Below are 21,598 nucleotides of genomic sequence, written 5' to 3' on the forward strand. Positions count from 1 at the left end.
GATAAATACAGTGATAACAAGGCGTAAATTTTGACATGTAGTTGTTCTACTTGAAAAAATTATAACGCAGTTAGCGCTTTATTTAGCTCGCTAGAATGGTTAAATATTTAAGTCGATTGGTATTACTGTTCTCTTCTTCCCGGCCCTCAATAGACTCAACCCAAGCTATGGTAGGAAAATTTACTCCGCGCTGACGGCTGAAAGCTTACCGCTAAAAGCTGCTCCAAACGCAAAAAGCCCCAGCTAATGCCGGGGCTTTTTATAAAACAGACTTAATTAAAAATTAAGCTTGTTTTGGACTAGAAATAACGTCTACTAATGTCCAAGACTTAGTCTTAGAGATTGGAGCGCATTCACGGATAGTAACAACGTCACCCGCTTTTGCTGTGTTATTTTCGTCATGTACGTGTAATTTAGTCGTACGTTTGATGAATTTCCCATAGATTGGGTGCTTCACGTAACGTGCGATAGCGATAGTGAAAGATTTTTCCATCTTGTCGCTGATTACAGTGCCTTGAAGAGTACGAATTTTATCACTCATTATTGACCTGCCTTCTGGTTAATAACTGTTTTTACACGCGCGATATCGCGACGTACTGTTCTTAGCGTGTGAGTTTGAGCTAACTGACCAGTGCTTGCTTGCATGCGCAGGTTAAACTGCTCACGAAGAAGACCTAGAAGTTCAGCATTAAGCTCTTCTACGCTTTTATCTTTTAGTTCGCTTGCTTTCATCACATTACCGTCCGAGTTACGAAAGTTGTTTTGAATGGCAGTTTACGAGCAGCAAGGTCGAATGCTTCACGAGCAAGCTCTTCAGAAACACCTTCCATTTCGTAAAGTACTTTACCAGGCTGAATTTCAGCAACCCAATATTCAACAGAACCTTTACCTTTACCCATACGAACTTCAAGAGGCTTTTCTGTGATCGGTTTGTCAGGGAAGACACGGATCCAGATTTTACCTTGACGTTTCACGTGACGTGTCATGGCACGACGAGCTGCTTCGATTTGACGAGCAGTCATGCGGCCACGGCCAGTAGCTTTCAAACCGAAAGTACCGAAGCTTACTTTGTTACCGTTTTGCGCTAAACCACGGTTGCGGCCTTTGTGCATTTTACGGAATTTTGTACGTTTTGGCTGTAACATTACTCGCTACCTCTACTTAGCACTTTTTTTGGCTTTCTTTGGTGCGCGTTTAGCTGGCTTCTCTTGCTCTTGTACTAGTGGTAAACCACCAATAACTTCGCCTTTGAAGATCCAAACTTTAACACCAATGATACCATAAGTGGTTAAGGCTTCAGAAGTTGCGTAGTCGATATCAGCACGAAGAGTATGTAGAGGTACACGACCTTCACGATACCATTCTGAACGTGCGATTTCTGCGCCGCCAAGACGACCGCTAACTTCAACTTTGATCCCTTTAGAACCGATGCGCATTGCATTTTGTACCGAACGCTTCATAGCGCGACGGAACATAACACGACGCTCTAGTTGAGAGGCAATGCCGTCTGCTACTAGTTGTGCATCTAGTTCTGGTTTACGTACTTCAGAAATATTGATCTGAGCAGGTACACCAGCAATCTTAGTTACCGCTTGACGTAATTTTTCTACGTCTTCGCCTTTTTTACCGATAACAACACCCGGACGAGCCGTGTGAATTGTTACGCGGATTGATTTTGCTGGACGCTCAATAACGATTTTAGACACAGAAGCCGCTTTCAATTCCTTAGTAAGGAATGTACGTACTTTGTGATCGCCAAAAAGCTGTGCAGAGAAATCTTTTGAACTCGCGTACCAGGTAGAAACCCAAGGTTTAGATATACCTAGGCGAATACCAGTAGGATGAACTTTTTGTCCCATTACTTATACTCCTAGCTATCTGAAACCACAACAGTGATGTGGCTTGTACGCTTAAGGATGCGGTCTGCGCGTCCTTTAGCACGTGGCATAATACGTTTCATTGTTGGACCATCGTCCACAAAGATCGTTGTTACACGTAGCTCATCAATGTCAGCACCTTCGTTATGCTCTGCGTTAGCAATAGCAGACTCAAGTACTTTCTTAACTAATACAGCCGCTTTCTTAGGGCTGTACGCCAGGATTTCTAGTGCGCGATCGACAGGTAACCCGCGGATCTGATCTGCAACTAGACGTGCTTTTTGCGCCGAACCAGAGGCGAATTTATGTTTAGCTAATGCTTGCATTTATCATTCCCCTCTTAACGTTTCTTCGCTTTCTTATCCGCAGCGTGGCCACGGTAAGTGCGAGTTGGTGCAAATTCACCTAGTTTGTGACCGATCATTTCGTCAGAAACGAAAACTGGTACATGCTGGCGACCATTATGGACAGCAATGGTCAATCCGATCATGTTAGGTATGATCATTGAACGACGGCTCCAAGTTTTAATTGGCTTCTTGTCACCGCTTTCCAAAGCTTTCTCTACCTTCTTCAGCAAGTGTAGGTCTATAAAAGGACCCTTCTTGAGAGAGCGTGGCATGGCTATTCCTCAATATTACTTAGTACGACGACGTACTATAAATTTATCCGTACGCTTGTTCTTACGCGTCTTAGCACCTTTAGTCGGCTTACCCCATGGAGACACAGGATGACGACCACCAGATGTACGACCTTCACCACCACCGTGTGGGTGATCAACCGGGTTCATGGCAACACCACGAACTGTCGGACGAATACCACGCCAGCGATTTGCACCTGCTTTACCAAGTGAACGAAGCATATGCTCAGCATTGCCTACTTCACCTAGCGTCGCACGACAATCTGATTCAACTTTACGAACTTCGCCTGAACGAAGACGTAATGTTACATACTGACCATCACGAGCAAGGATTTGAACGTATGCACCAGCAGAACGTGCGATTTGAGCACCTTTACCTGGTTTTAATTCTACGTTGTGAACAGTCGAACCTACAGGCATATTGCGCATAGGTAATGCATTACCAGGCTTGATTGGTGCATCAACACCAGACTGGATTGCATCACCAGCTTTTAAGCCTTTTGGTGCGATAATGTAACGACGCTCACCGTCTGCATATAATACAAGTGCGATGTTTGCGCTACGATTTGGATCATATTCTAAACGCTCAACAGTGGCTGGAATGCCATCTTTAGTACGTTTAAAATCGATTAAACGGTAATGCTGCTTATGACCACCACCGATATGACGAACCGTAATACGACCATTGTTATTACGACCACCTGATTTAGAGTTTTTCTCTAATAGTGGTGCGTATGGCTTGCCCTTATGTAGATCTGGGTTTACCACTTTAACTAGGTGACGACGACCCGCAGAAGTTGGCTTACACTTTTGAAGTGCCATAATTCTAACTCCCCTTATTACTCGGCGCCGCCGACAAAGTCTAGTTCGCTGCCTTCTTTAAGAGTAACGTAAGCTTTTTTCCAGTCGCTACGACGACCGAAACGTGCGCCAGTACGTTTTGTTTTACCCTTAACATTAAGTGTGCGAACACCAGTTACTTCCACTTCAAAAAGCTTCTCTACAGCTGCTTTAACTTCAGCTTTAGTTGCGTCATTTACTACTTTGAAAACGATAGTGTTGTTTTCTTCAGCAGCAATAGTGCTTTTTTCAGAGATATGTGGAGCAAGGATCACTTTTAAAAGACGTTCTTCACGAATCATGCTAGCGTCTCCTCAAGTTGCTTAACAGCAGCTGCTGTAATAAGTACCTTATCGAAAGCGATTAAGCTTACAGGGTCGATACCAGCTACATCACGCGTGTCAACCTTGTACAGGTTACGTGCCGATAAAAATAGATTCTCATCTACTTCTTCAGTTACGATTAGAACATCTTTAAGCTCAAGTTCTTTAAGCTTAGCAACTAGTTCTTTAGTTTTTGGTGCTGCTAGAGCAAAACTTTCAACAACGATTAAACGCTCTTGACGAACTAATTCAGATAAAATGCTTTTGATCGCACCGCGGTACATTTTACGGTTTACTTTTTGGCTGTGGTCTTGTGGTTTAGCTGCGAAGCTAACGCCACCTGAACGCCAAATTGGACTACGGATTGTACCAGCACGTGCACGGCCAGTACCTTTTTGAGCCCATGGTTTTTTACCACCACCGCTTACTTCAGAACGTGTCTTCTGAGCACGAGTACCTTGACGAGCACCTGCTGCGTATGCAACAACTACTTGATGTACTAATGCTTCGTTAAACTCACGTCCAAAAGTAGCTTCAGAAACTTCAAGACCGCCAGAAGCGTCTTTAATTGCTAATTCCATCACTAAATCTCCAGGACTTATGCTTTAACAGCAGGTTTAACGATAACGTCACCGCCGATAGCGCCAGGTACTGCACCTTTAACTAAAAGCAAGTTACGCTCAGCGTCAACGCGTACTAGTTCTAAGTTTTGAGTCGTTACACGCTCAGCACCCATATGACCGGCCATTTTCTTACCTTTAAACACCTTACCAGGTGATTGGTTTTGACCGATTGAACCAGGAGCACGGTGAGATAGAGAGTTACCATGTGTAGCGTCTTGCATGCTGAAATTCCAGCGCTTAACACCACCTTGGAAACCTTTACCTTTAGAAGTACCGGTTACGTCAACTTTGTTGATTTCGTTGAATAATTCAACAGTAAGCTCAGCGCCTACTTCAAAATCGCCTTCACCACCATTTAGGCGGAATTCCCACAGACCGCGACCCGCTTCAACACCAGCTTTAGCGAAGTGACCCGCTGTTGCTTTGTTTACACGGCTTGCTTTTTTAGTGCCTGCGGTTACTTGAAGCGCGTTATAACCGTCTGTTGCGTCAGATTTGATCTGAGCAATGCGGTTAGGTGTCGCTTCAATAACTGTCACAGGGATAGATACACCATCTTCAGTGAAGATACGTGTCATACCCACTTTACGACCGACTAGACCTAATGCCATTTTCCTAAAACCTCTCTAATCTTTCGATTAACCCAGGCTGATTTGAACATCAACACCAGCAGCAAGATCTAAACGCATAAGTGCGTCAACAGTCTTGTCAGTTGGTTCTACGATGTCGATCAGACGTTTATGGGTGCGGATCTCGTACTGATCACGCGCATCTTTATTAACGTGCGGTGATGTAAGTACAGTAAAACGTTCAAAGCGTGTAGGTAGTGGAATTGGACCACGTACTTGTGCGCCAGTGCGTTTCGCAGTTTCCACGATTTCCGCCGTTGATTGGTCAATCAAACGGTGGTCAAAAGCTTTTAGGCGAATACGAATGCGTTGATTTGACATTCTTAAACCTCAATATAAAGAGCATTTAAAAGAGCATAAAAAAACGACCGAAACAATCTTAAAAACATAAGATGCCGGTTGTTGATTTATATCTACGTTGAGTTCCAAATCGGAACTCCTGTTTTATTAGCTTGAAATCCAAGCTTAATGTTCCTTCCAAGTTCCCGGGGGAATTTTGAAAGCCTGCGTATTATAGTGATATTGGTGATAAATGCAACAACTATTTCAAACTACCAGAATGAGGATTATTTATACTGTAAAAAAGGGTTGTCACTATGTCGTCATTACTGGGAATTTACTATAGTTAGGAAGCCATGCAATCGTACTTGGCACTAATGATAATGGTCAGTCCAGTTTTTAATTGTTATTATTCATCCTTATTTTGCTTTTATCTCTTAATCCTTAACCTTGGTGAGTTGATGCGTATTTTTAATTATTGCTTGAATTTTGTGTCTATGGTGATGAATCGCCTATTTGTGAAAAGCAAAGTACTGCCCGAGAACCCAATTGAACAATACGGTCTTAATCCCGCCTACCCTACTTTTTATATAGTTAAACTTAATGCTCGCTCAGATTTAGCAGCTCTTGACCGAGTTTGTAAGAAGTACAACCTGCCCAGACCAACTGAACAACAGCTGTTGGGTAATGCAGAGTTAGACCGCTTTATTGGCCTACAAAATCCACCACCACTGTTTGGCAGCCAAGCGAAGCCAACTGACGCGCTAAACCAGGGTAAACAAATAATTGCTCAACTATTTACCAGTGGCGAAAAAAACGTGCAAGTCATTCCGGTCACTATTTTATGGGGTCGTAATCCAGGTAAAGAAAAACCAGGTTTAGGTACGCTGGTTTCGCACTCACTTACACCTAGCTGGTTTCGTAAGTTTTTTGTATTACTGTTTTCAGGGCGTGATAACTTTATACGCTTTAGTCAACCGTTGGATTTATCGTTATTAGTAAATGAAAAAGCCGATGTTGATGAGTTACCTCATAAATTACTTCGCGTCGCTAGGGTGCATTTTCGTCGTCAAAAATTGGCAGCAACGGGCCCTAAAATGCCCTCACGCGAGCAACTATTTAATTCATTGTTAGCATCACCGACTATAAAAAAAGCAATTAACGATGAAGCAAAAAGCAAAAAAATCAGCCATGAGCAAGCACGGCAAAATGCGTTAAAGCTATTAGATGAGATTGCTGCTAACTACAGTGATGCCACCATACGTGTTGCAGATCGTGTATTAACCTGGCTATGGAACAAGCTCTATAACGGCATTGATATAAAATACACCGAACAAATCCATGATCTAACCAATAAAGGTCATGAAATTATTTATATGCCGTGTCATCGCAGCCACATGGATTACTTATTACTTACCTACTCGATTTATCATCTTGGTTTAGTACCGCCACATATTGCTGCTGGTATTAACTTAAACTTCTTCCCAGCAGGCGGCATATTCCGCCGCAGTGGCGCATTTTTTATCCGCCGCTCATTTGCTGGCAACAAGCTTTACTCTGCTGTATTTAAAGAGTATTTAAGTCAGTTGTTTATCAAAGGTTACTCAGTTAAGTTTTATACTGAGGGCGGACGTAGCCGTACTGGGCGTTTACTACCACCAAAAACAGGTATGTTGGCGATGACACTACAAGCTATGTTACGTGGTATTGATCGCCCTATTTCGATTGTGCCGGTGTACATTGGTTATGAACACGTCATGGAAATAAATACTTATCTGAAAGAACTCGCAGGTGATGATAAAAAAGGCGAGTCGATTTTCGGTATTTTCAAAGCCATTAAAAATCTCAAAAACTATGGCCGCGGCTATTTGAATTTTGGCGATCCGATTTCGGTTAATCAATATTTAAATGAGCATCAACCTGATTGGCGTGAATCTATTCACCCAACTGATGTACAAAAACCACAATGGCTTGGTCCGCAAGTGGCGACTTTAGCGGATAAAGTGATGGTTAATATTAATAGTGCCGCCGCGCTTAACGCAGTTAATTTACTGGCAATGATCTTACTGGTAAATGATAAGCAAGCATTGAGCAAACCTAAATTGTTAGCACAACTAGACTTTTACTTACATTTACAACGTAGCGCTAGTTACAGTGAAAAAATCACCACCCCAGATGAAACTTCATCACAGTTACTCGAACATGCTTTAAAGTTGAATAAATTTGACGTTATAAGCGATGAGTTTGGCGAGATTATCGCGATTAACGATAAAGAGAAAATCCTCTTTAACTACTACCGTAATAATATTCTTCATGTGTTTGCCGTACCAAGCTTACTGGCACTGCATATATTTAAAAGCCATAAAACGACAGTATCGCAGTGCCAAAAATTGGTTAACTGTTTTTACCCGATGTTTGCTAAAGAATGGTTTTTACACGAACTTGATGAAAATTATATCACCCGCATACTGGCCAGCTTTGTAGATCAAGATTTAATAGAAATTGATGGTGATAACATAAAAATCACCAACAGTAATGATTGCTTAGCCAAGCTGGAAATTCTAGGTCGTGCGCTTAGCTTAACCCTGCAACGCTACGCCATTGTGATTGGCTTTATTCAAACCAGTAAAGAAATTGAACGCGCAGAACTTGAACGCGAAAGCCAAGTATTAGCGCAGCGCTTAGGTACCTTGCATGGTATTAAGACTCCTGAGTTTTTTGACAAAAAAGTATTGGTAGGCTTTATTAGCAACTTGCGCGAACAAAATTTAATTAGCGAAACCGAGAATGGCTTACAGGGCAGTACTGAACTTTGTGAAGTGTATATTCATCTTAAAGCCTTGCTGCCAGCGCGAGTCTGGCAGTCAATTAGTGATATTGTGCAAGGACAATGTAAGCAAAAATAACTGCAAGCGGCATATTAACGCTGACGCATTACACCTTCTTGGATCGTTGAGGCAACTAAATTGCCTTGACGGTCAAAGAACTGACCACGCACCAACCCCCGCCCTGAGCTCGCACTTGGGCTATCAATGGTATATAAGATCCAATCATCCATTCGAAACGGACGATGAAACCACATCGCATGGTCAATTGTTGCTACTTGCATGTTTGGCTGCATAAACGAGACACCATGGGGCTGTAGAGCCGTTGGTAAAAACTCAAAGTCAGACGCATACGCCAATAAATAGTTATGAATACGTTGATCATCTGGCATCTCGCCATTGGCTTTGAACCAAATATGTTTAACCGGCTCCATTACCTCTGGCTTAAATGGGTTATGAAAGGTGACCGGACGCATTTCAATCGGCATTTCGCGAATAAACTTATTGCGGATCACCTCAGGTATATGAGATGCGTGCTCTTGATAAAACTCCAGTGATGAGCGCAGCTCCTCAGGAGCAGGTACATCCGGCATAGTAGCTTGATGCGACAAGCCATCTTCAGCACCTTGAAATGATGCCGTCATATAAAAAATAGGTTTTCCATATTGAATAGCACTAACTCGGCGAGTACTAAAGCTCTTACCATCACGGATCGTTTCAACATCGTACACAATTGGCTTTGCAGCATCACCAGGGCGTAAAAAATAAGAATGCAGTGAATGAACAATACGGCCTTCCGGTAAGGTTTCTTTAGCTGCAGACAGTGCTTGGCCCATGACTTGACCACCAAATACCGCACGAAAACCCAAATCTTGGCTTTGCCCTCGATACAAGCCCTGCTCTATTTCTTCTAACGTTAATAACGACAATAAATCATCTAAAACTTGGCTCATAGTTGCTCCTCAATCCCATTTAGATTTTAATGATACTATAGACAAGTATGATGTAAATATTTCAAGGATCCTAGTTATGGCGTATTGGTTATTTAAAACTGAACCCGATGCATTTTCAATCGACGATTTAAAAAGCGCCCCTGCACAAACCACTGCATGGGAAGGTGTGCGCAACTACCAAGCCCGTAATTTTATGCGCGAGGGCGTAAAGCTCGGCGATTTAGTAATGATTTACCATTCTAGCTGTAAACACGTCGGCGTTGCAGGTATCGCAATAGTGACTGCTGAAGCCTACCCAGATCCTTGCCAGTTTGATTTAAGCAGTGATTATTACGATCCTAAATCAACCTGTGATAAACCGAGATGGGTTGTGGTTGATGTAACCTATCAGCAGCATTTAAATAAATTAGTCAGCTTAAAAGCGATTAAAGAAAACGACGCCATCACCGAAATAGCTCTAAAAAAAGGTGGTCGATTATCGGTAATGCCAGTGACTAAAGCGGATTGGCAAGCAATTATAAAAATGGCAGAGTAACAACAATAATTTGCTGCTAATACATCACGTTTTCCTTCTTTTTCCAAATTTGCTAAAATAGTTGGCTTGTTTTAGTTAGGGGGTTAGATGAAATTACTGTATTGGTTAGATGAGTGGTTAACTCTACCTCAAGATGAACAGCAAACCAGATTACCTATCTCTGGAGGCGATTTACTTGGCGATGTTTTTGTTAAGTATCACTTTATTGATATAAATAAGCCTTTATTGTTCACCTTTTCTCCTGCAGGTACTAATTACCAAGAGCATGATCTCAATGATGATTTTAGCCCTTGGGGATTTCAACTAGCGCAAAAACAACATGTGAATGTTATTTCTTTTCAGCACTTAGGAATAAGTAATTGGTTTAGACACCGTAATTTACTGTTTTTCCTCGAGCAACTCGCTCCCTTGCTAACACCCTTTACCCAGAGATTAGGCTACGGCTTAAGCCGAGGTGGCTTTGCTGTGGGTGCATTTGCTAATTTACTAAAGCTAGATAAGGTACTGTTATTTCACCCTGTTAGCACCAAAAATAAAGCACTTGCTCCTTGGGATGACCGCTCAAGTACCGATATAGCACAACAATTCGATTGGGAGCAAGATTACCACGATCTCGATTTAGGCAATGCTAAAGGCTATATAATTTACGACCCGACCAATCGTATTGACCGTGGCCATGCTAAGCGCTATTCGCAACTAACCCACTTACGCGTGTTTGGTATGGGTCACAGTACCCATGCCACCTACCTAAATAAATTTGGCTTCTATAAACAAGTGGCCGTCGACTTTATTAGCCATCAACAAGTCGATATTGCGCAATTTCGCCTACAAACCAAAACCCTGCGCTTTAAAGAAGACTATTATAGAAGGCTCAACAAGGCGAATGCTAAATCGGCACACCGCCAAGTATTATTAAGCAAAGCGCACAACATACTAATTGATGAAAAAGCAGCGCATGTGCAAGAGCATCAAGCAAAAATTGATATTCAACCATTGATTGATGTCGCGCTAAAGCACCAAGATGAACACCCTAAGGATGCCATTCAGCTGCTGGAAGTTGCTCAGCAACTTGCCCCTGATGATCTTTTAGTGGAGCACAAACTAAAACAGTTAAAATAAAAAACCGTGCTTGTTTAATCAAGCACGGTTGGCAAATTTATATGTAAACTGACAACTCAATTTTAACCTTTCTTTTTCTTGGTAGTTTTCTTTTTATGCCCGTGCTTGGGCACTATCGCAAAGTACATTATCAGTGCGAGCCAGGAGAAAAGGATAATGCCTATTAACCAGCCATTTTTTTCATGACCTTGCGTGCGCTTACTGTTAAGCACAATTACCACTGGTAAAATATAAGCACTCAAAAGTAGAATTAAAAACGCCACTTCATTCATTACTTAGCAAGCCCCTGCCAATCGACTTCGCTGCTTAAAACACGATCAACCGCAATGTAATGTAAAATATCACCACTGTTAACCGGATAATCCAGTGGTGGATTTAAATCCATATTTTGCGCACTCAGGTTGTGAGCAACACCAAGTAAAATAGCATCATGGTCGTGTTTAAAATGATGAAATAATTTACCAAATTCCATTACCGCTAAATCAGCAGGAATAGCTAAACTAAACTGGGTATCACCATGCAAAGTAGATAATAATTCCTCTTGTACACGACTTGAGCCGGGGTCTTGCATTGAACGTACTAGAATTTCGGCTGACTTAGCCGTTGAACATTCCACGTTGTAACAATGTTCTAGTAGCATTTCGACTTTACTCTCATCGTTAAAGTGCGCACTAATATGGCAGTCATCTTTCACTAATTTACTAATGCGCAGGGCGGTGGTAAAAGTTTCGTCGTCGTCTTGCCCGTCAATAATAATTTTATCTGCCAGTTTAATTGCGACCCTTTCCAGCTCGCTTAAATCTGTAAAACTAGTTAAGCGCACAAAATCAACATGGGCATTAGCTAAAAACGGATGCTCCATTGACTCTGTGACCGCAAGCAAAATTCGTCGATCCAAACGCTTTTGGTCAGCGAGAATATAATCAATCATTTTTTTAGTACGAATTTGATGCCAGCCAAAAATAATAATGTGATTGTGAAAATGTGCAAAACTTTTATCACCCGTCATAGCGCGCCTAATTAAATAAGTAACTGTTTGCCCTGTTTTACCTAACAGGACACCAAATAAAGCTAAACCAAATGGAATTTGCAGTATCGCCACAATCCATCTACCCAGATCTGTAGTTGCACTAAAATCACCATATCCTACCGTTGAGGTAGTAACGATATAGTAATAAACAAAGGTGCTAACGGGCCTTAGTGCGGCTTCTCCTGCGAAGATTAACAACAACCAGATCAAGACCATATGTAATAATGTAGCAATAGCGACAGCTTGCCAACTAACCTGATCAATATGATTTCTGACTAGTAAAAATAATCGTTTAAATATAAAAGGCATGCCCACACTTGGTTATTCAGCTATCAATTATCCGATAAGTTACTGTAATGCTGAAATGAAGGCAATGCTTGAAATACCTTTGAGGATCAAGATTATTATCTAGACTGCTTTTTTAAAGTAGAACAGTGTAAGCTATACTTGAATTATTAATTATAAAGTCGAGCGTGTTATGTCAGGTGTATTAGCTTCTGTTGATCAACGAACTCAACTCGTTGGTGAAAATCGCTTAGAGTTATTATTGTTTTATTTGCACAGTCGTCACTTGTTTGCTCTTAATGTCTTTAAAGTTAAAGAAGTAGTGAAACTGCCGCATCTTAGTATCATTCCACATGCCCATCCTAAAATATCAGGCGTGGCCAATATTCGTGGTGAATCAATCCCTGTTATTGATTTACGCCAAGCGATTTGCATGTCTGCGGCTAAGAATACTGAAGATAGTAACTTAGTGATCACTGAATACAATCGTACAGTACAAGGGTTTTTAATTGGTAAGGTTGATCAAATCGTTAATATGACATGGTCAGATATAATGCCACCGCCTTCCTCTATCGGTAAAAATCATTATCTAACTGCGCTCACTAAAATTCAACGTGATGGCCAAGAGCAGTTAGTAGAGATCATTGATGTAGAAAAAGTACTAGCAGAGATTATTGAGTACGAAGTGCAAATCTCTGATGAGGTACTTGACCAAAGTATCGTAAACGAATTTGTTGGCCGAAAAATACTCCATGCTGACGACTCACCTACAGCACGAAAACAAGTGAGCGATACATTAACGCAGTTGGGTATTGAGATTATCCCAGCCAGTAATGGTCTTGAAGCACTCAATATGCTTAAAGCCTGGGCTGATAAAGGCATGGACGTAGAAAAAGAATTACTGATGGTGATCACCGATGCAGAAATGCCAGCAATGGATGGTTATCGCTTAACGCACGAGATCCGTAACGATAACCGCTTAAAAAATCTGCATGTGGTACTTAACACATCCCTCAGTGGCAGCTTTAACCAAGCCATGGTCGAGAAAGTGGGTTGCAATGCGTTTTTATCTAAATTTCAACCAGACTTACTCGTAGAAGAAGTACAAACACGTTTAAAAGCGGTCCTCGCACCACAGAAATAGCACTGTATCTAAGCGTGGCTTATGCCACGCTAGTGCTTGAATTAACGTTTGTTATAATGACGAACAAATACGCGATTTAATACCACGACTACAACTCTATTTGCCAATTAAACGCTTTCGTGATTAATTGGCAATATGTAGCAATAATCAAAACACACAATCATTATGCTAAATCATGTTGCCAAACCGTTCACTAAATTAGTGGAACGTTACCTACCCGATCCATTTATTTTTGTTATTTTACTCACACTACTTACCTTTATAATTGCGTGTGTAGTGACACCTTCAAACCCACAACAAGTGCTGAGCGCGTGGGGCAGTGGTTTTTGGAACTTACTAAGTTTTGCCATGCAGATGCTGTTGGTATTACTCACCGGATATATGCTGGCAAGTACACCGATGATGAGCCGACTGCTCACGCAATTAGCAAAACTTGCCAATACTGCGCCAAAAGCTATTTTATTAGTGACTTTCGTATCATTACTCGCCAGTTGGATTAACTGGGGATTTGGCTTAGTTATTGGCGCTTTATTTGCCAAAGCAATTGCCCGCCACACACTCGTTGATTATCGCTTACTGGTTGCCAGTGCGTATTCTGGCTTTATTGTTTGGCATGGTGGCTTGGCAGGCTCAATTCCTTTAACTATCGCAACGTCAGGGCATTTTGCACAGCAAAGCATTGGTGTGATAAACACCAGCGAAACACTGTTTTCAGGATTTAATATAGCTATAGTTATTGGCTTATTTATCATTATGCCACTGGTTAATCGTTATATGTTACCCAGCGCAAAAGACAGCATTTATGTTGATAAAACGCTATTAGCAGAACCGATACCTAAGCCCTACAATGTTAGTCGCCCTGCCGATAAAATTGAACACAGTAAGTTATTAGGACTAGGCATTGGAGTACTTGGGCTAGTTTATTTAGCTAATTATTTTGTGTTTAGTGGCGGCTCACTTAATTTAAACAGTGTGATTGCACTGTTTTTATTTTCTGCGATTTTACTGCATCAAACGCCGTATAATTTACTTAATAGCCTGCAGCAAGCAGTCCCCAGCGGCGCAGGGATTATTATCCAGTTTCCATTTTATGCAGGGATCATGGCAATCATGGTACAAACGGGTTTGGCGCAGCAGATATCACAAGGATTTATCGCCATCGCCAGTGCACAATCATTGCCATTTTGGAGCTTTTTAAGTGCTGGCTTAGTAAATATATTTGTGCCCTCAGGTGGCGGCCAATGGGCTGTACAAGCGCCTATAGTGATACCCGCAGCACAAGCTCTGGGTGCAGATATGCCGCGCGTCGCGATGGCAGTAGCGTGGGGGGATGCGTGGACTAATCTTATTCAGCCATTCTGGGCTTTACCGGTATTGGCAATTGCCGGCCTAAAAGCCAAAGACATTATGGGCTTTTGTTTAGTGCAGCTAATTATAACCGGCGTGTTTATATCATTGATGTTGAGTTTTTATCCGTAACGCTTGCTGCAAAAATACAGCGTGAGTAACACCTCACGCTATTTAAATTTGTTAACTCGATAGAATTTTCATTGGCAGGCTTAAAATTGCGTTTTCAGAATCAGCAAAATGCATCATCACAGCCACATGGCCTGCAACTACCAAAGCGTACATCACAGCCGAAAAACCTTGCCCGTATTTATCTAGTGGCAGTAAATGCGAATAGTGGCGGCCGCGCCATTCAAAGGCGATTTCCAGTGCACCGATAAATAAGAAAAACACTAATAGCATTAAACCAAAGGTGTAGCTTAGCCATAAGCCAAATAACACGCCTAAAATACAAATACTTAAACCAACCCATGAACGCATTGAGAAGCTAATACTTTTTAATACATGCCCGCCATCAAGCGGTAAAATAGGCAGCAAGTTAAATAAATTCAATAATGCGCTGAGTACTGCGACCCCGGCAAATATTTCCATCTCGGTGGCATAATAAAGCACCACACCAAGTACGGAGGTGATCAAACCAAATGCAGGCCCCATTAAAGAAATCACCACATCTTGCCAGCGGGTGGTAATTTTATCGTCGCTTACGGCAAGCCCGCCAACAAATGGGATTAAATAGATACCCTTGGTTTTAATACCAAAATATTGCATTGCTCTGACATGGCCGTACTCGTGGATCACCAAACAAGCAATTAGCATAAGCGCAAACTCAAACGTAAATAACCAAGCATAACCAGCCACTGAGGCGCCCGCTAATACTACCTTGACGACTTTCGCACTTTTAAAAATCTTAAAACCGAGCGCAAATAATCCAAGCAGCCCCTGCTTAGGTTTAGTTTTTTCAATAGGCGGTAATGTCAGTTGTTTTACAAATTCATTATCAATATGTAGCGCTATACTATGCTCAATGACCGTACTGGTGTCTAAACCAATCACTTGATTATTTAGCTTAAATTCAAAATAGTTAACACGTGGATTATCAAATCCGATTGCCTGTTGTTGCTGAAAAATTTTTACAATTTGTTGCCCCGCGAGCACTAAACTAAATTGTTGATCAGCAAGGGTCAGCTGTATTTGCATGATGTCACTTCAAATCTTAAAAATTATATCGTTAGTATACCCATTTTTTTAGCTAGATTATGGAATATATTTGCAACTATAAAGCTGACACCTTCGCTATTCTCGACTACTTTTAGTTAACGAGTAAATTTTATTTCAGGGAAGAAAATGACAAAGCTAGCACGCAGCATTTTGGTCGTTGATGATTCAAAAGCTATTTTAGTAGTGATGCAGGCTATCTTAAATGAGCTTGATGTGCCCAATGTAACAACCTGTTTAGATGCGCAAGATGCCCTCAATAAAGTAAAAGCGCATCCATATGCTTTTGATGCCGTATTTACTGATCTGAATATGCCGAACATGGATGGCATGGAGCTTATTCGTCACCTTGGCGAGTTACATTACCCTGGGGCAATTGTCATTATTTCTGAAATGAATTCAAAAATCATTGATTTAGCGGCTGATTTAGCGCGTAAAAACAACGTACATTTAATTGGTAATATCGCCAAACCAGTACAACTCAACCAAGTTTATACACTGCTACAAAAACTAGAGTATTTAGCTTGTCATACTGAAAAGCCCACAGAACCAATTTCTGAAACGCAATTACTGCATGCGATAAGCCATAATGAGATAACGCCGTTTTATCAACCAAAAATAAACCGTACTAATAATAAAGTTGAAAGCGTAGAAGTATTAGCCAGAATTGTGACCGCAGCACAAGGTGCTATATTTTTACCTGAACGGTTTATTTGTGTTGCTGAAGATTTAGATTTAATTAATCTGATCACGTTTCAGTTGTTTGAAAAGGCAACAGGCGATTTCTCAGAAATAAAAACTCGTTTAGGCTACAAACTTAAACTGGCTTTTAATTTGTCCCCCTGCCAGCTAGAAGATTTAAGCTGCCCGGATAAGCTGGCTTTAATTTTACATCTTAATCAACTGACCCCAAGTGAGATTATTTTAGAGATCACAGAACAGCATGCTTTATCCAGTTCTGCACAGCTAGAAACTCTAAACCGTTTACGAATGCGCGGTTTTGGCATTTCTCTTGATGATTTTGGCACCGGCTTTACCAATGTACAGCAATTAAAAACATTGCCTTTTACTGAGGTGAAAATAGATCGTACCTTGATCAGTAATATTGAAAGTGATTTATTTTCTCAAGTCATTGTTAGTAGCTTAGTAAATATAGCCATTCAAGATGACTTAACAATTGTCGCTGAAGGCATTGAGCGCGTTGAAGAGCTTGAATACTTAGATCGTTTTAAAGAGCACATCTTAATGCAGGGCTTTTTGATCAGTCGCCCAAAAGGCAAAATTGAATTTATTCGTTGGGCGCAATCATGGCTACATATGGTTTCATTAAATAGTCATAGCCGACGTTAATTTTTTCGTTTCGCCATGGTATTCTCAGCACTTAACAATTTATTGCTACTTTCCAAGCGCTGACGCCAGCGTTGCTTAGCAACTGCCTGCATATTAGCTGATTGATCATGCTCATCGACTATTTCAAAGCCCATTAACGCTTCGATCATATCTTCGAGTGTCACAATCCCCTGCACATCACCATATTCATCTATCACTAAACAAATATGAGTACGCTCAGCTAGCAAAGTATGCAATAAAGTAGGTACGTATAAAGTCTCTGGCACAGTATAAATAGGTTTTATCAACTTACTGATTTTATAGTTTTCACCCAACCTATGATACGCCAGCATAATATCGTTTTTATGTACAAAACCGATAATATCATCACCATTTTTATCATATACCAACACCCGAGAAAACGACGCTGAACCATGCTCAGCCAAATATTGATTTACGGTTAAATCTTTATGTACTTTAAACAAAACGGTACGCGGGGTAATTAACGCATCTAATTTGGCGTGACGAAAATGCAATAAACTACGGATGATTTCAGACTCTTCCTGATGTAAGGCACCTGATTGCGATCCCATATCAGCCATGGCTTCAATTTCTTGGCGAATATAGTACTCTTCGTTGTAATTACGACCCAACATACCGGTGAGTTTTTCAGCAAGCCACACAAAAGGTTTGAGTGCGATAACTAAATACTGTAATGCTTTGGTCACCATAGGAGCAAGCGTTCGCCAATGCTTTGCGCCCAGAGTTTTTGGAATGATTTCCGACAACACTAATACTAACAAAGTCATTATCGCCGAAGCAATTCCCACCGCCGCATCAGAAAAAACTACGGCAGCTTGTGCCCCTACACCGGCAGCTCCAGCAGTATGGGCAACCGTATTTAAGGTTAAAATAGCAGCTAAAGGCTGATCAACATTGGTTTTCAAGTGCTCGAAACGCTTGGCTAGTTTAGGCTTTTTTTTACGTAATACTGCAACATAGCTAGGCGTTATACTCAATAATACGGCTTCCATAATCGAACATAAAAAAGAAATCGTAATCGCCGCTACCATGTAAACGATTAATAATGTCACTGTTACCTCTACGCTACTCAATTGCTCAACACCTTACCAAGTGTCAGCCCTAACCTCAAACCTTATACTGCTGAGCAATGGAATCCATCGCAGAGCACTTTTTGACATCACAACCACATGCTATATTAAATTAAATTCCCTACATCAGGCTCAATAATGAATTTTAGTTCACTATGGCGCGGAAAAACACCTCGCCTAACAACCACACTCGCGGTGTTAACTTTAAGCACGTTAAGTAGCGCTCTAGTGGCTGCACCATTAGATAAAGCAGATATTAAGTTTATTGGCCCAATTGCAGCCGACATGCAGCTAAAGCCATACCAAACTGAGCATCAAGATGCGATTATTAACGCCCTATTACCTAGCATTCAACAACCAACAACAAGCATTACGGTATTTGGCGAAAAATTAAAATGGCAAACCTTAGATAAAGTAAATGCATTAACCCTCGGCGGTCTACAAGCATTAAAGTTTACCACTCATGCTGAGCGCTTTAGCCAAGGCACATTGACACTTAAAGGTATCGAAAAAGCGCAGTTGTTTATCAATGGTGAAAAACAAACAGCCACAAAAGAAAGCTATGAACTGGCATTACCGCAAGGCGATCACCAAATAGTGATTATTGCTGAACAAGTTGCTAATTGGCACGATGTTGACGTTGATTTCGAGCCTAAAGCAGCAATTGATCGATTAACTTTTAGCAATAAAGAGCAACATGGTTTATCTGCCAAGCAACTGTTTGATGCCACAACGGTCAGTTCACTATCTTTAGCACCTGATGCCAAACACTATTTAGTGGCAAAACGCCATTATCAAGATAGCACGGGTAATCAAGCAAATGTGATCACTGAGCTAAAAAATGATGATAATCAAATAGTTTACCGTTTTGAGTCGGGTCAACCGAGTAACATTATTTGGAGCCCTGATAACAATTATTTAGTCTATCTATTAGATGGAAAATTAAAGCAATTAAACCGCAAAACCCTTAATCTTAAAGTGATTGCCAACAACCTAGAGGGCGCGGGTGACTTTGCTTATTACGATAACAACAGCTTAATCTTCAGCTGGTCCAAATCACCAGCAGCTGATAACAGCCTAACTAAACACTACCAAGGTTTACAAGATCGCTGGTCATATGCCCGCACAACCTCACAAGCTTACTTATTAGATATAAGTACAGGCCTGAGTAAAGCATTGAGCCAAGGACCACTTAGTCACAGTATTGAAGATTTTAATAGCAAACGTGGTACGGTATTACTGAGTCGTGGTGTGCAAGTAATGCAAGCGTCGACTCACCCCACCACAGAGTTAGTGGAACTGAATATTGCCAATGCGAGCAACACAGTTATTGGTCAGTTTACTACGTTTAATCAAGCTAAATACACAGGTGATGACATTTATGTCACTGCGGGTCCTGATTTTAAAGATGGTTTAGGCAGAAACCTACCTGAGAATATGCTTGCCAACAACTATGATGGACAGCTTTACCTATTAACTGATCATGGTAAAAATGCAGCACCATTAAGTCGTGAATTTGATCCTGCCATTGGTCAACTTGAAGTGCTCGCTAATGGCGATGCCCTCGTTAAAGTCACTGAGCAAGATACGATTGCTTTGTACCTGTACGATAAAAGCAAACAACGCTTTAGCAAACTCAAAACAGGTTTTGATGTAGTTGAACAATTCAGTTTTTCAAACAACCGCAGCCCAGCTATTTTAGTTAGCGGCTCTAATGCATCATCTCCACAGCAATTAAAACAGTTAAGTATTAATAAAAACACCGCAACCACATTGTGGGATTCTAAACCACAAGCGTATGCGAATACCGATATAGCCAGCTTAGATGAATTTAACTTTACCAATACCGCAGGTGTTGAAATTAAAGGTCGTGTTTACTTTCCAAGCAATCTTGATAAGAACAAACACTACCCTGCATTAGTATATTACTACGGCGGTACATCTCCGGTTACTCGCGGGTTTACTGGCCGTTATCCTTTCAATTTATGGGCCGAGCATGGCTATGTAGTCTATGTAGTGCAACCGACAGGCGCAACTGGGTTTGGCCAACAGTTCTCCGCTAAGCATGTGAATGCGTGGGGTCAATATACTGCTGACGATATTATGCAAGGTACCCAAGCGCTATTAAAACAGTATCCATTTATTGATAAAAATCGTTTAGGTAATTTAGGCGCATCATACGGTGGCTTTATGACTATGTTACTAACCACTAAAACAAATATGTTTAGTGCCTCAATCGCGCACGCAGGTATTTCTAATATTACCTCGTATTGGGGTCATGGTTGGTGGGGCTATTTATATTCTGGCGAAGCTTCTAAAAACAGCTACCCTTGGAATAATAGTGAACTATACAGCCAACACAGTCCGGTTTTCCACGCAGACAAAGTAACTACACCGCTACTGCTATTACATGGTGATGCTGATACCAATGTACCAGTAGGCGAAAGTCACACTATGTACACTGCGCTGAAACTACTTGGCAAAGATGTTGATCTTATTGAATATAAAGGGGCGGACCATCAAATTTTTGCTCGCGATCAACGCTTTGATTGGTGGAATACTATGCTTGCCTACTTCGATAAGCATTTAAAAGAGCAACCACAGTGGTGGCAGTACTTATACCCTGAAAAGTAGCTTTTATTCTGTTCAACAGGTAAACCTAGTATGTTTACCTGTTGATAATAATTAAATAATCACCTAAATAGTGCATAAATACTAAAAATCGCCCTTCTCACCTTTTACGAATGAGTGATAACATAGAGGCATCATTAAAGGTAATTAAGATACTATGACTATTCATGTTTTATTGGTTGAAGATGACGAACTATTAGTTAAACGCATAATCAATCATTTTGCAGAGACTGAATTTTGCATTGAGAATGATGCAACTGGCGCTGATGCCTTAGCTATAGTGCAATCTCGCGCTAATAATTATGATGCCATATCATTAGCAATTATTGACATAGTATTACCTAAACGTGATGGCTTACATTTAGCAAAAGAACTCAACACCCTCACAGACATTGGTGTGATCATGCTTTCAAGCCGAGATTCTCAAGCCGATCGTATTGCCGGACTTGCTCAAGGCGCTGATGACTATATTTGTAAACCTGTTGATTTATTAGAGCTTGAACTGCGTATAAGAGCACTTTATAAGCGCTTAAAAAGCAATAATAACAGTAGCGATGAAAGCGAAGAATTTATTGAATATGCTGACTTCAAACTGCATCCAGACAACCGCACTTTAATCACTGCTAATGGCATTGAATCTAGGCTCACTGAAGCGGAACATAAAGTGTTAATTTGTTTGATCTCAAACGCAGGAAAAGCCACGTCTCGTGAAAAAATATCAGAAGAAATTGGCCAGCCAGATTGGAGTCCAAATGACAGAACTGTTGATGTTTTAATTGGTCGCTTACGTAAAAAACTGAGCGATGAAAAAGACCAAAAACGCATCGTTACGGTACGCGGTAAAGGCTACATGCTGTCAATTTAA

At 41.0% G+C, this 21,598-nt stretch carries 24 protein-coding genes; 8 read left to right on the forward strand and 16 right to left on the reverse strand.

The window, feature by feature from the left end; translation table 11 throughout:
* Positions 1-283: 283 nt before the first annotated feature.
* Genes rpsQ through rpsJ form a run of 11 tightly spaced genes read right to left on the reverse strand, consistent with a single transcriptional unit; the run spans position 284 to position 5,250 of the window.
* A complete protein-coding gene (rpsQ, locus tag H5158_RS09510) occupies positions 284-541 on the reverse strand; it encodes a 30S ribosomal protein S17 (RefSeq protein WP_016709053.1) in 258 nt (85 codons plus the stop codon).
* Positions 541-732: a 50S ribosomal protein L29 gene (gene rpmC, locus H5158_RS09515; protein WP_054552371.1), complete on the reverse strand. Its 192-nt coding sequence runs from the start codon at positions 730-732 to the stop codon at positions 541-543. The genes rpsQ and rpmC overlap by 1 nt, the downstream gene beginning before the upstream one ends.
* Positions 732-1,145: a 50S ribosomal protein L16 gene (rplP, locus tag H5158_RS09520; RefSeq protein ID WP_002957890.1), complete on the reverse strand. Its 414-nt coding sequence runs from the start codon at positions 1,143-1,145 to the stop codon at positions 732-734. The genes rpmC and rplP overlap by 1 nt, the downstream gene beginning before the upstream one ends.
* A 12-nt stretch (positions 1,146-1,157) precedes the next feature.
* Positions 1,158-1,859, reverse strand: coding sequence for a 30S ribosomal protein S3 (gene rpsC, locus H5158_RS09525; RefSeq protein WP_054206128.1), 702 nt, complete (start codon positions 1,857-1,859; stop codon positions 1,158-1,160).
* 11 nt (positions 1,860-1,870) lie between these two features.
* Entirely contained in the window at positions 1,871-2,203 is a 333-nt protein-coding gene (gene rplV / locus H5158_RS09530) for a 50S ribosomal protein L22 (RefSeq protein ID WP_004588690.1), read from the reverse strand.
* A 14-nt stretch (positions 2,204-2,217) separates the two neighbouring features.
* Positions 2,218-2,496: a 30S ribosomal protein S19 gene (gene rpsS / locus H5158_RS09535; protein WP_010561269.1), complete on the reverse strand. Its 279-nt coding sequence runs from the start codon at positions 2,494-2,496 to the stop codon at positions 2,218-2,220.
* Between the two features lie 15 nt (positions 2,497-2,511).
* Complete coding sequence (gene rplB, locus H5158_RS09540) at positions 2,512-3,336, reverse strand: 50S ribosomal protein L2 (protein WP_007376192.1); 825 nt, start codon at positions 3,334-3,336, stop codon at positions 2,512-2,514.
* 17 nt (positions 3,337-3,353) lie between these two features.
* Positions 3,354-3,656 carry a 50S ribosomal protein L23 gene (gene rplW, locus H5158_RS09545; RefSeq protein WP_054206127.1) on the reverse strand — a complete coding sequence of 101 codons (303 nt, stop codon included), beginning with the start codon at positions 3,654-3,656 and terminating at the stop codon, positions 3,354-3,356.
* Positions 3,653-4,258: a 50S ribosomal protein L4 gene (gene rplD, locus H5158_RS09550; protein ID WP_054206126.1), complete on the reverse strand. Its 606-nt coding sequence runs from the start codon at positions 4,256-4,258 to the stop codon at positions 3,653-3,655. Before rplD ends, rplW begins: the two co-directional genes overlap by 4 nt.
* 17 nt (positions 4,259-4,275) lie before the next feature.
* Positions 4,276-4,911, reverse strand: a complete 636-nt coding sequence (gene rplC / locus H5158_RS09555; protein WP_054206125.1) for a 50S ribosomal protein L3 — start codon at positions 4,909-4,911, stop codon at positions 4,276-4,278.
* A 27-nt stretch (positions 4,912-4,938) separates the two neighbouring features.
* Positions 4,939-5,250, reverse strand: coding sequence for a 30S ribosomal protein S10 (rpsJ, locus tag H5158_RS09560; protein ID WP_002957900.1), 312 nt, complete (start codon positions 5,248-5,250; stop codon positions 4,939-4,941).
* Positions 5,251-5,669: 419 nt separating this feature from the next.
* On the opposite strand from rpsJ, the gene plsB reads away from it, so the two are divergent.
* Entirely contained in the window at positions 5,670-8,114 is a 2,445-nt protein-coding gene (gene plsB / locus H5158_RS09565) for a glycerol-3-phosphate 1-O-acyltransferase PlsB (RefSeq protein ID WP_149980446.1), read from the forward strand.
* A gap of 14 nt (positions 8,115-8,128) precedes the next feature.
* Here the strand turns inward: plsB and tesB are convergent, their stop codons facing one another.
* Positions 8,129-8,986, reverse strand: coding sequence for an acyl-CoA thioesterase II (tesB, locus tag H5158_RS09570; RefSeq protein WP_145237887.1), 858 nt, complete (start codon positions 8,984-8,986; stop codon positions 8,129-8,131).
* Between the two features lie 76 nt (positions 8,987-9,062).
* On the opposite strand from tesB, the gene H5158_RS09575 reads away from it, so the two are divergent.
* Positions 9,063-9,521, forward strand: coding sequence for an EVE domain-containing protein (locus tag H5158_RS09575; RefSeq protein WP_182718560.1), 459 nt, complete (start codon positions 9,063-9,065; stop codon positions 9,519-9,521).
* Between the two features lie 87 nt (positions 9,522-9,608).
* The gene (locus H5158_RS09580; RefSeq protein ID WP_182739917.1) at positions 9,609-10,640 is read left to right on the forward strand and encodes a cytosolic protein; all 1,032 of its coding nucleotides are present in this window, start codon (positions 9,609-9,611) and stop codon (positions 10,638-10,640) included.
* A gap of 62 nt (positions 10,641-10,702) precedes the next feature.
* Here the strand turns inward: H5158_RS09580 and H5158_RS23330 are convergent, their stop codons facing one another.
* Together H5158_RS23330 and H5158_RS09585 are read right to left on the reverse strand one after the other, a co-directional pair.
* Positions 10,703-10,912, reverse strand: a complete 210-nt coding sequence (locus H5158_RS23330) for a hypothetical protein (protein WP_149980443.1) — start codon at positions 10,910-10,912, stop codon at positions 10,703-10,705.
* Positions 10,912-11,979 carry a potassium channel family protein gene (locus H5158_RS09585; protein WP_182718559.1) on the reverse strand — a complete coding sequence of 356 codons (1,068 nt, stop codon included), beginning with the start codon at positions 11,977-11,979 and terminating at the stop codon, positions 10,912-10,914. Before H5158_RS09585 ends, H5158_RS23330 begins: the two co-directional genes overlap by 1 nt.
* 169 nt (positions 11,980-12,148) lie before the next feature.
* On the opposite strand from H5158_RS09585, the gene H5158_RS09590 reads away from it, so the two are divergent.
* Positions 12,149-13,099, forward strand: coding sequence for a chemotaxis protein CheV (locus H5158_RS09590; protein ID WP_149980441.1), 951 nt, complete (start codon positions 12,149-12,151; stop codon positions 13,097-13,099).
* Between the two features lie 165 nt (positions 13,100-13,264).
* A complete protein-coding gene (locus tag H5158_RS09595; RefSeq protein ID WP_182718558.1) occupies positions 13,265-14,578 on the forward strand; it encodes a short-chain fatty acid transporter in 1,314 nt (437 codons plus the stop codon).
* Positions 14,579-14,629: 51 nt separating this feature from the next.
* Here the strand turns inward: H5158_RS09595 and H5158_RS09600 are convergent, their stop codons facing one another.
* The gene (locus tag H5158_RS09600) at positions 14,630-15,646 is read right to left on the reverse strand and encodes a metalloprotease (protein WP_182718563.1); all 1,017 of its coding nucleotides are present in this window, start codon (positions 15,644-15,646) and stop codon (positions 14,630-14,632) included.
* A 144-nt stretch (positions 15,647-15,790) separates the two neighbouring features.
* Here H5158_RS09600 and H5158_RS09605 point away from each other — a divergent pair, with 144 nt between their 5' ends.
* Complete coding sequence (locus H5158_RS09605; RefSeq protein WP_182739918.1) at positions 15,791-17,011, forward strand: EAL domain-containing protein; 1,221 nt, start codon at positions 15,791-15,793, stop codon at positions 17,009-17,011.
* Here H5158_RS09605 and H5158_RS09610 read toward each other — a convergent pair.
* A complete protein-coding gene (locus H5158_RS09610) occupies positions 17,008-18,084 on the reverse strand; it encodes a CNNM domain-containing protein (protein WP_182718562.1) in 1,077 nt (358 codons plus the stop codon). The two genes, H5158_RS09605 and H5158_RS09610, sit on opposite strands and share 4 nt — an antisense overlap.
* A 156-nt stretch (positions 18,085-18,240) precedes the next feature.
* On the opposite strand from H5158_RS09610, the gene H5158_RS09615 reads away from it, so the two are divergent.
* Together H5158_RS09615 and H5158_RS09620 are read left to right on the forward strand one after the other, a co-directional pair.
* Positions 18,241-20,736, forward strand: coding sequence for a S9 family peptidase (locus H5158_RS09615; protein WP_182739919.1), 2,496 nt, complete (start codon positions 18,241-18,243; stop codon positions 20,734-20,736).
* A gap of 154 nt (positions 20,737-20,890) precedes the next feature.
* Positions 20,891-21,598, forward strand: coding sequence for a response regulator transcription factor (locus H5158_RS09620; RefSeq protein WP_149980436.1), 708 nt, complete (start codon positions 20,891-20,893; stop codon positions 21,596-21,598).

It is taken from the genome of Pseudoalteromonas sp. SR45-6 (assembly GCF_014163545.1).
Lineage (GTDB): Bacteria > Pseudomonadota > Gammaproteobacteria > Enterobacterales > Alteromonadaceae > Pseudoalteromonas > Pseudoalteromonas rhizosphaerae.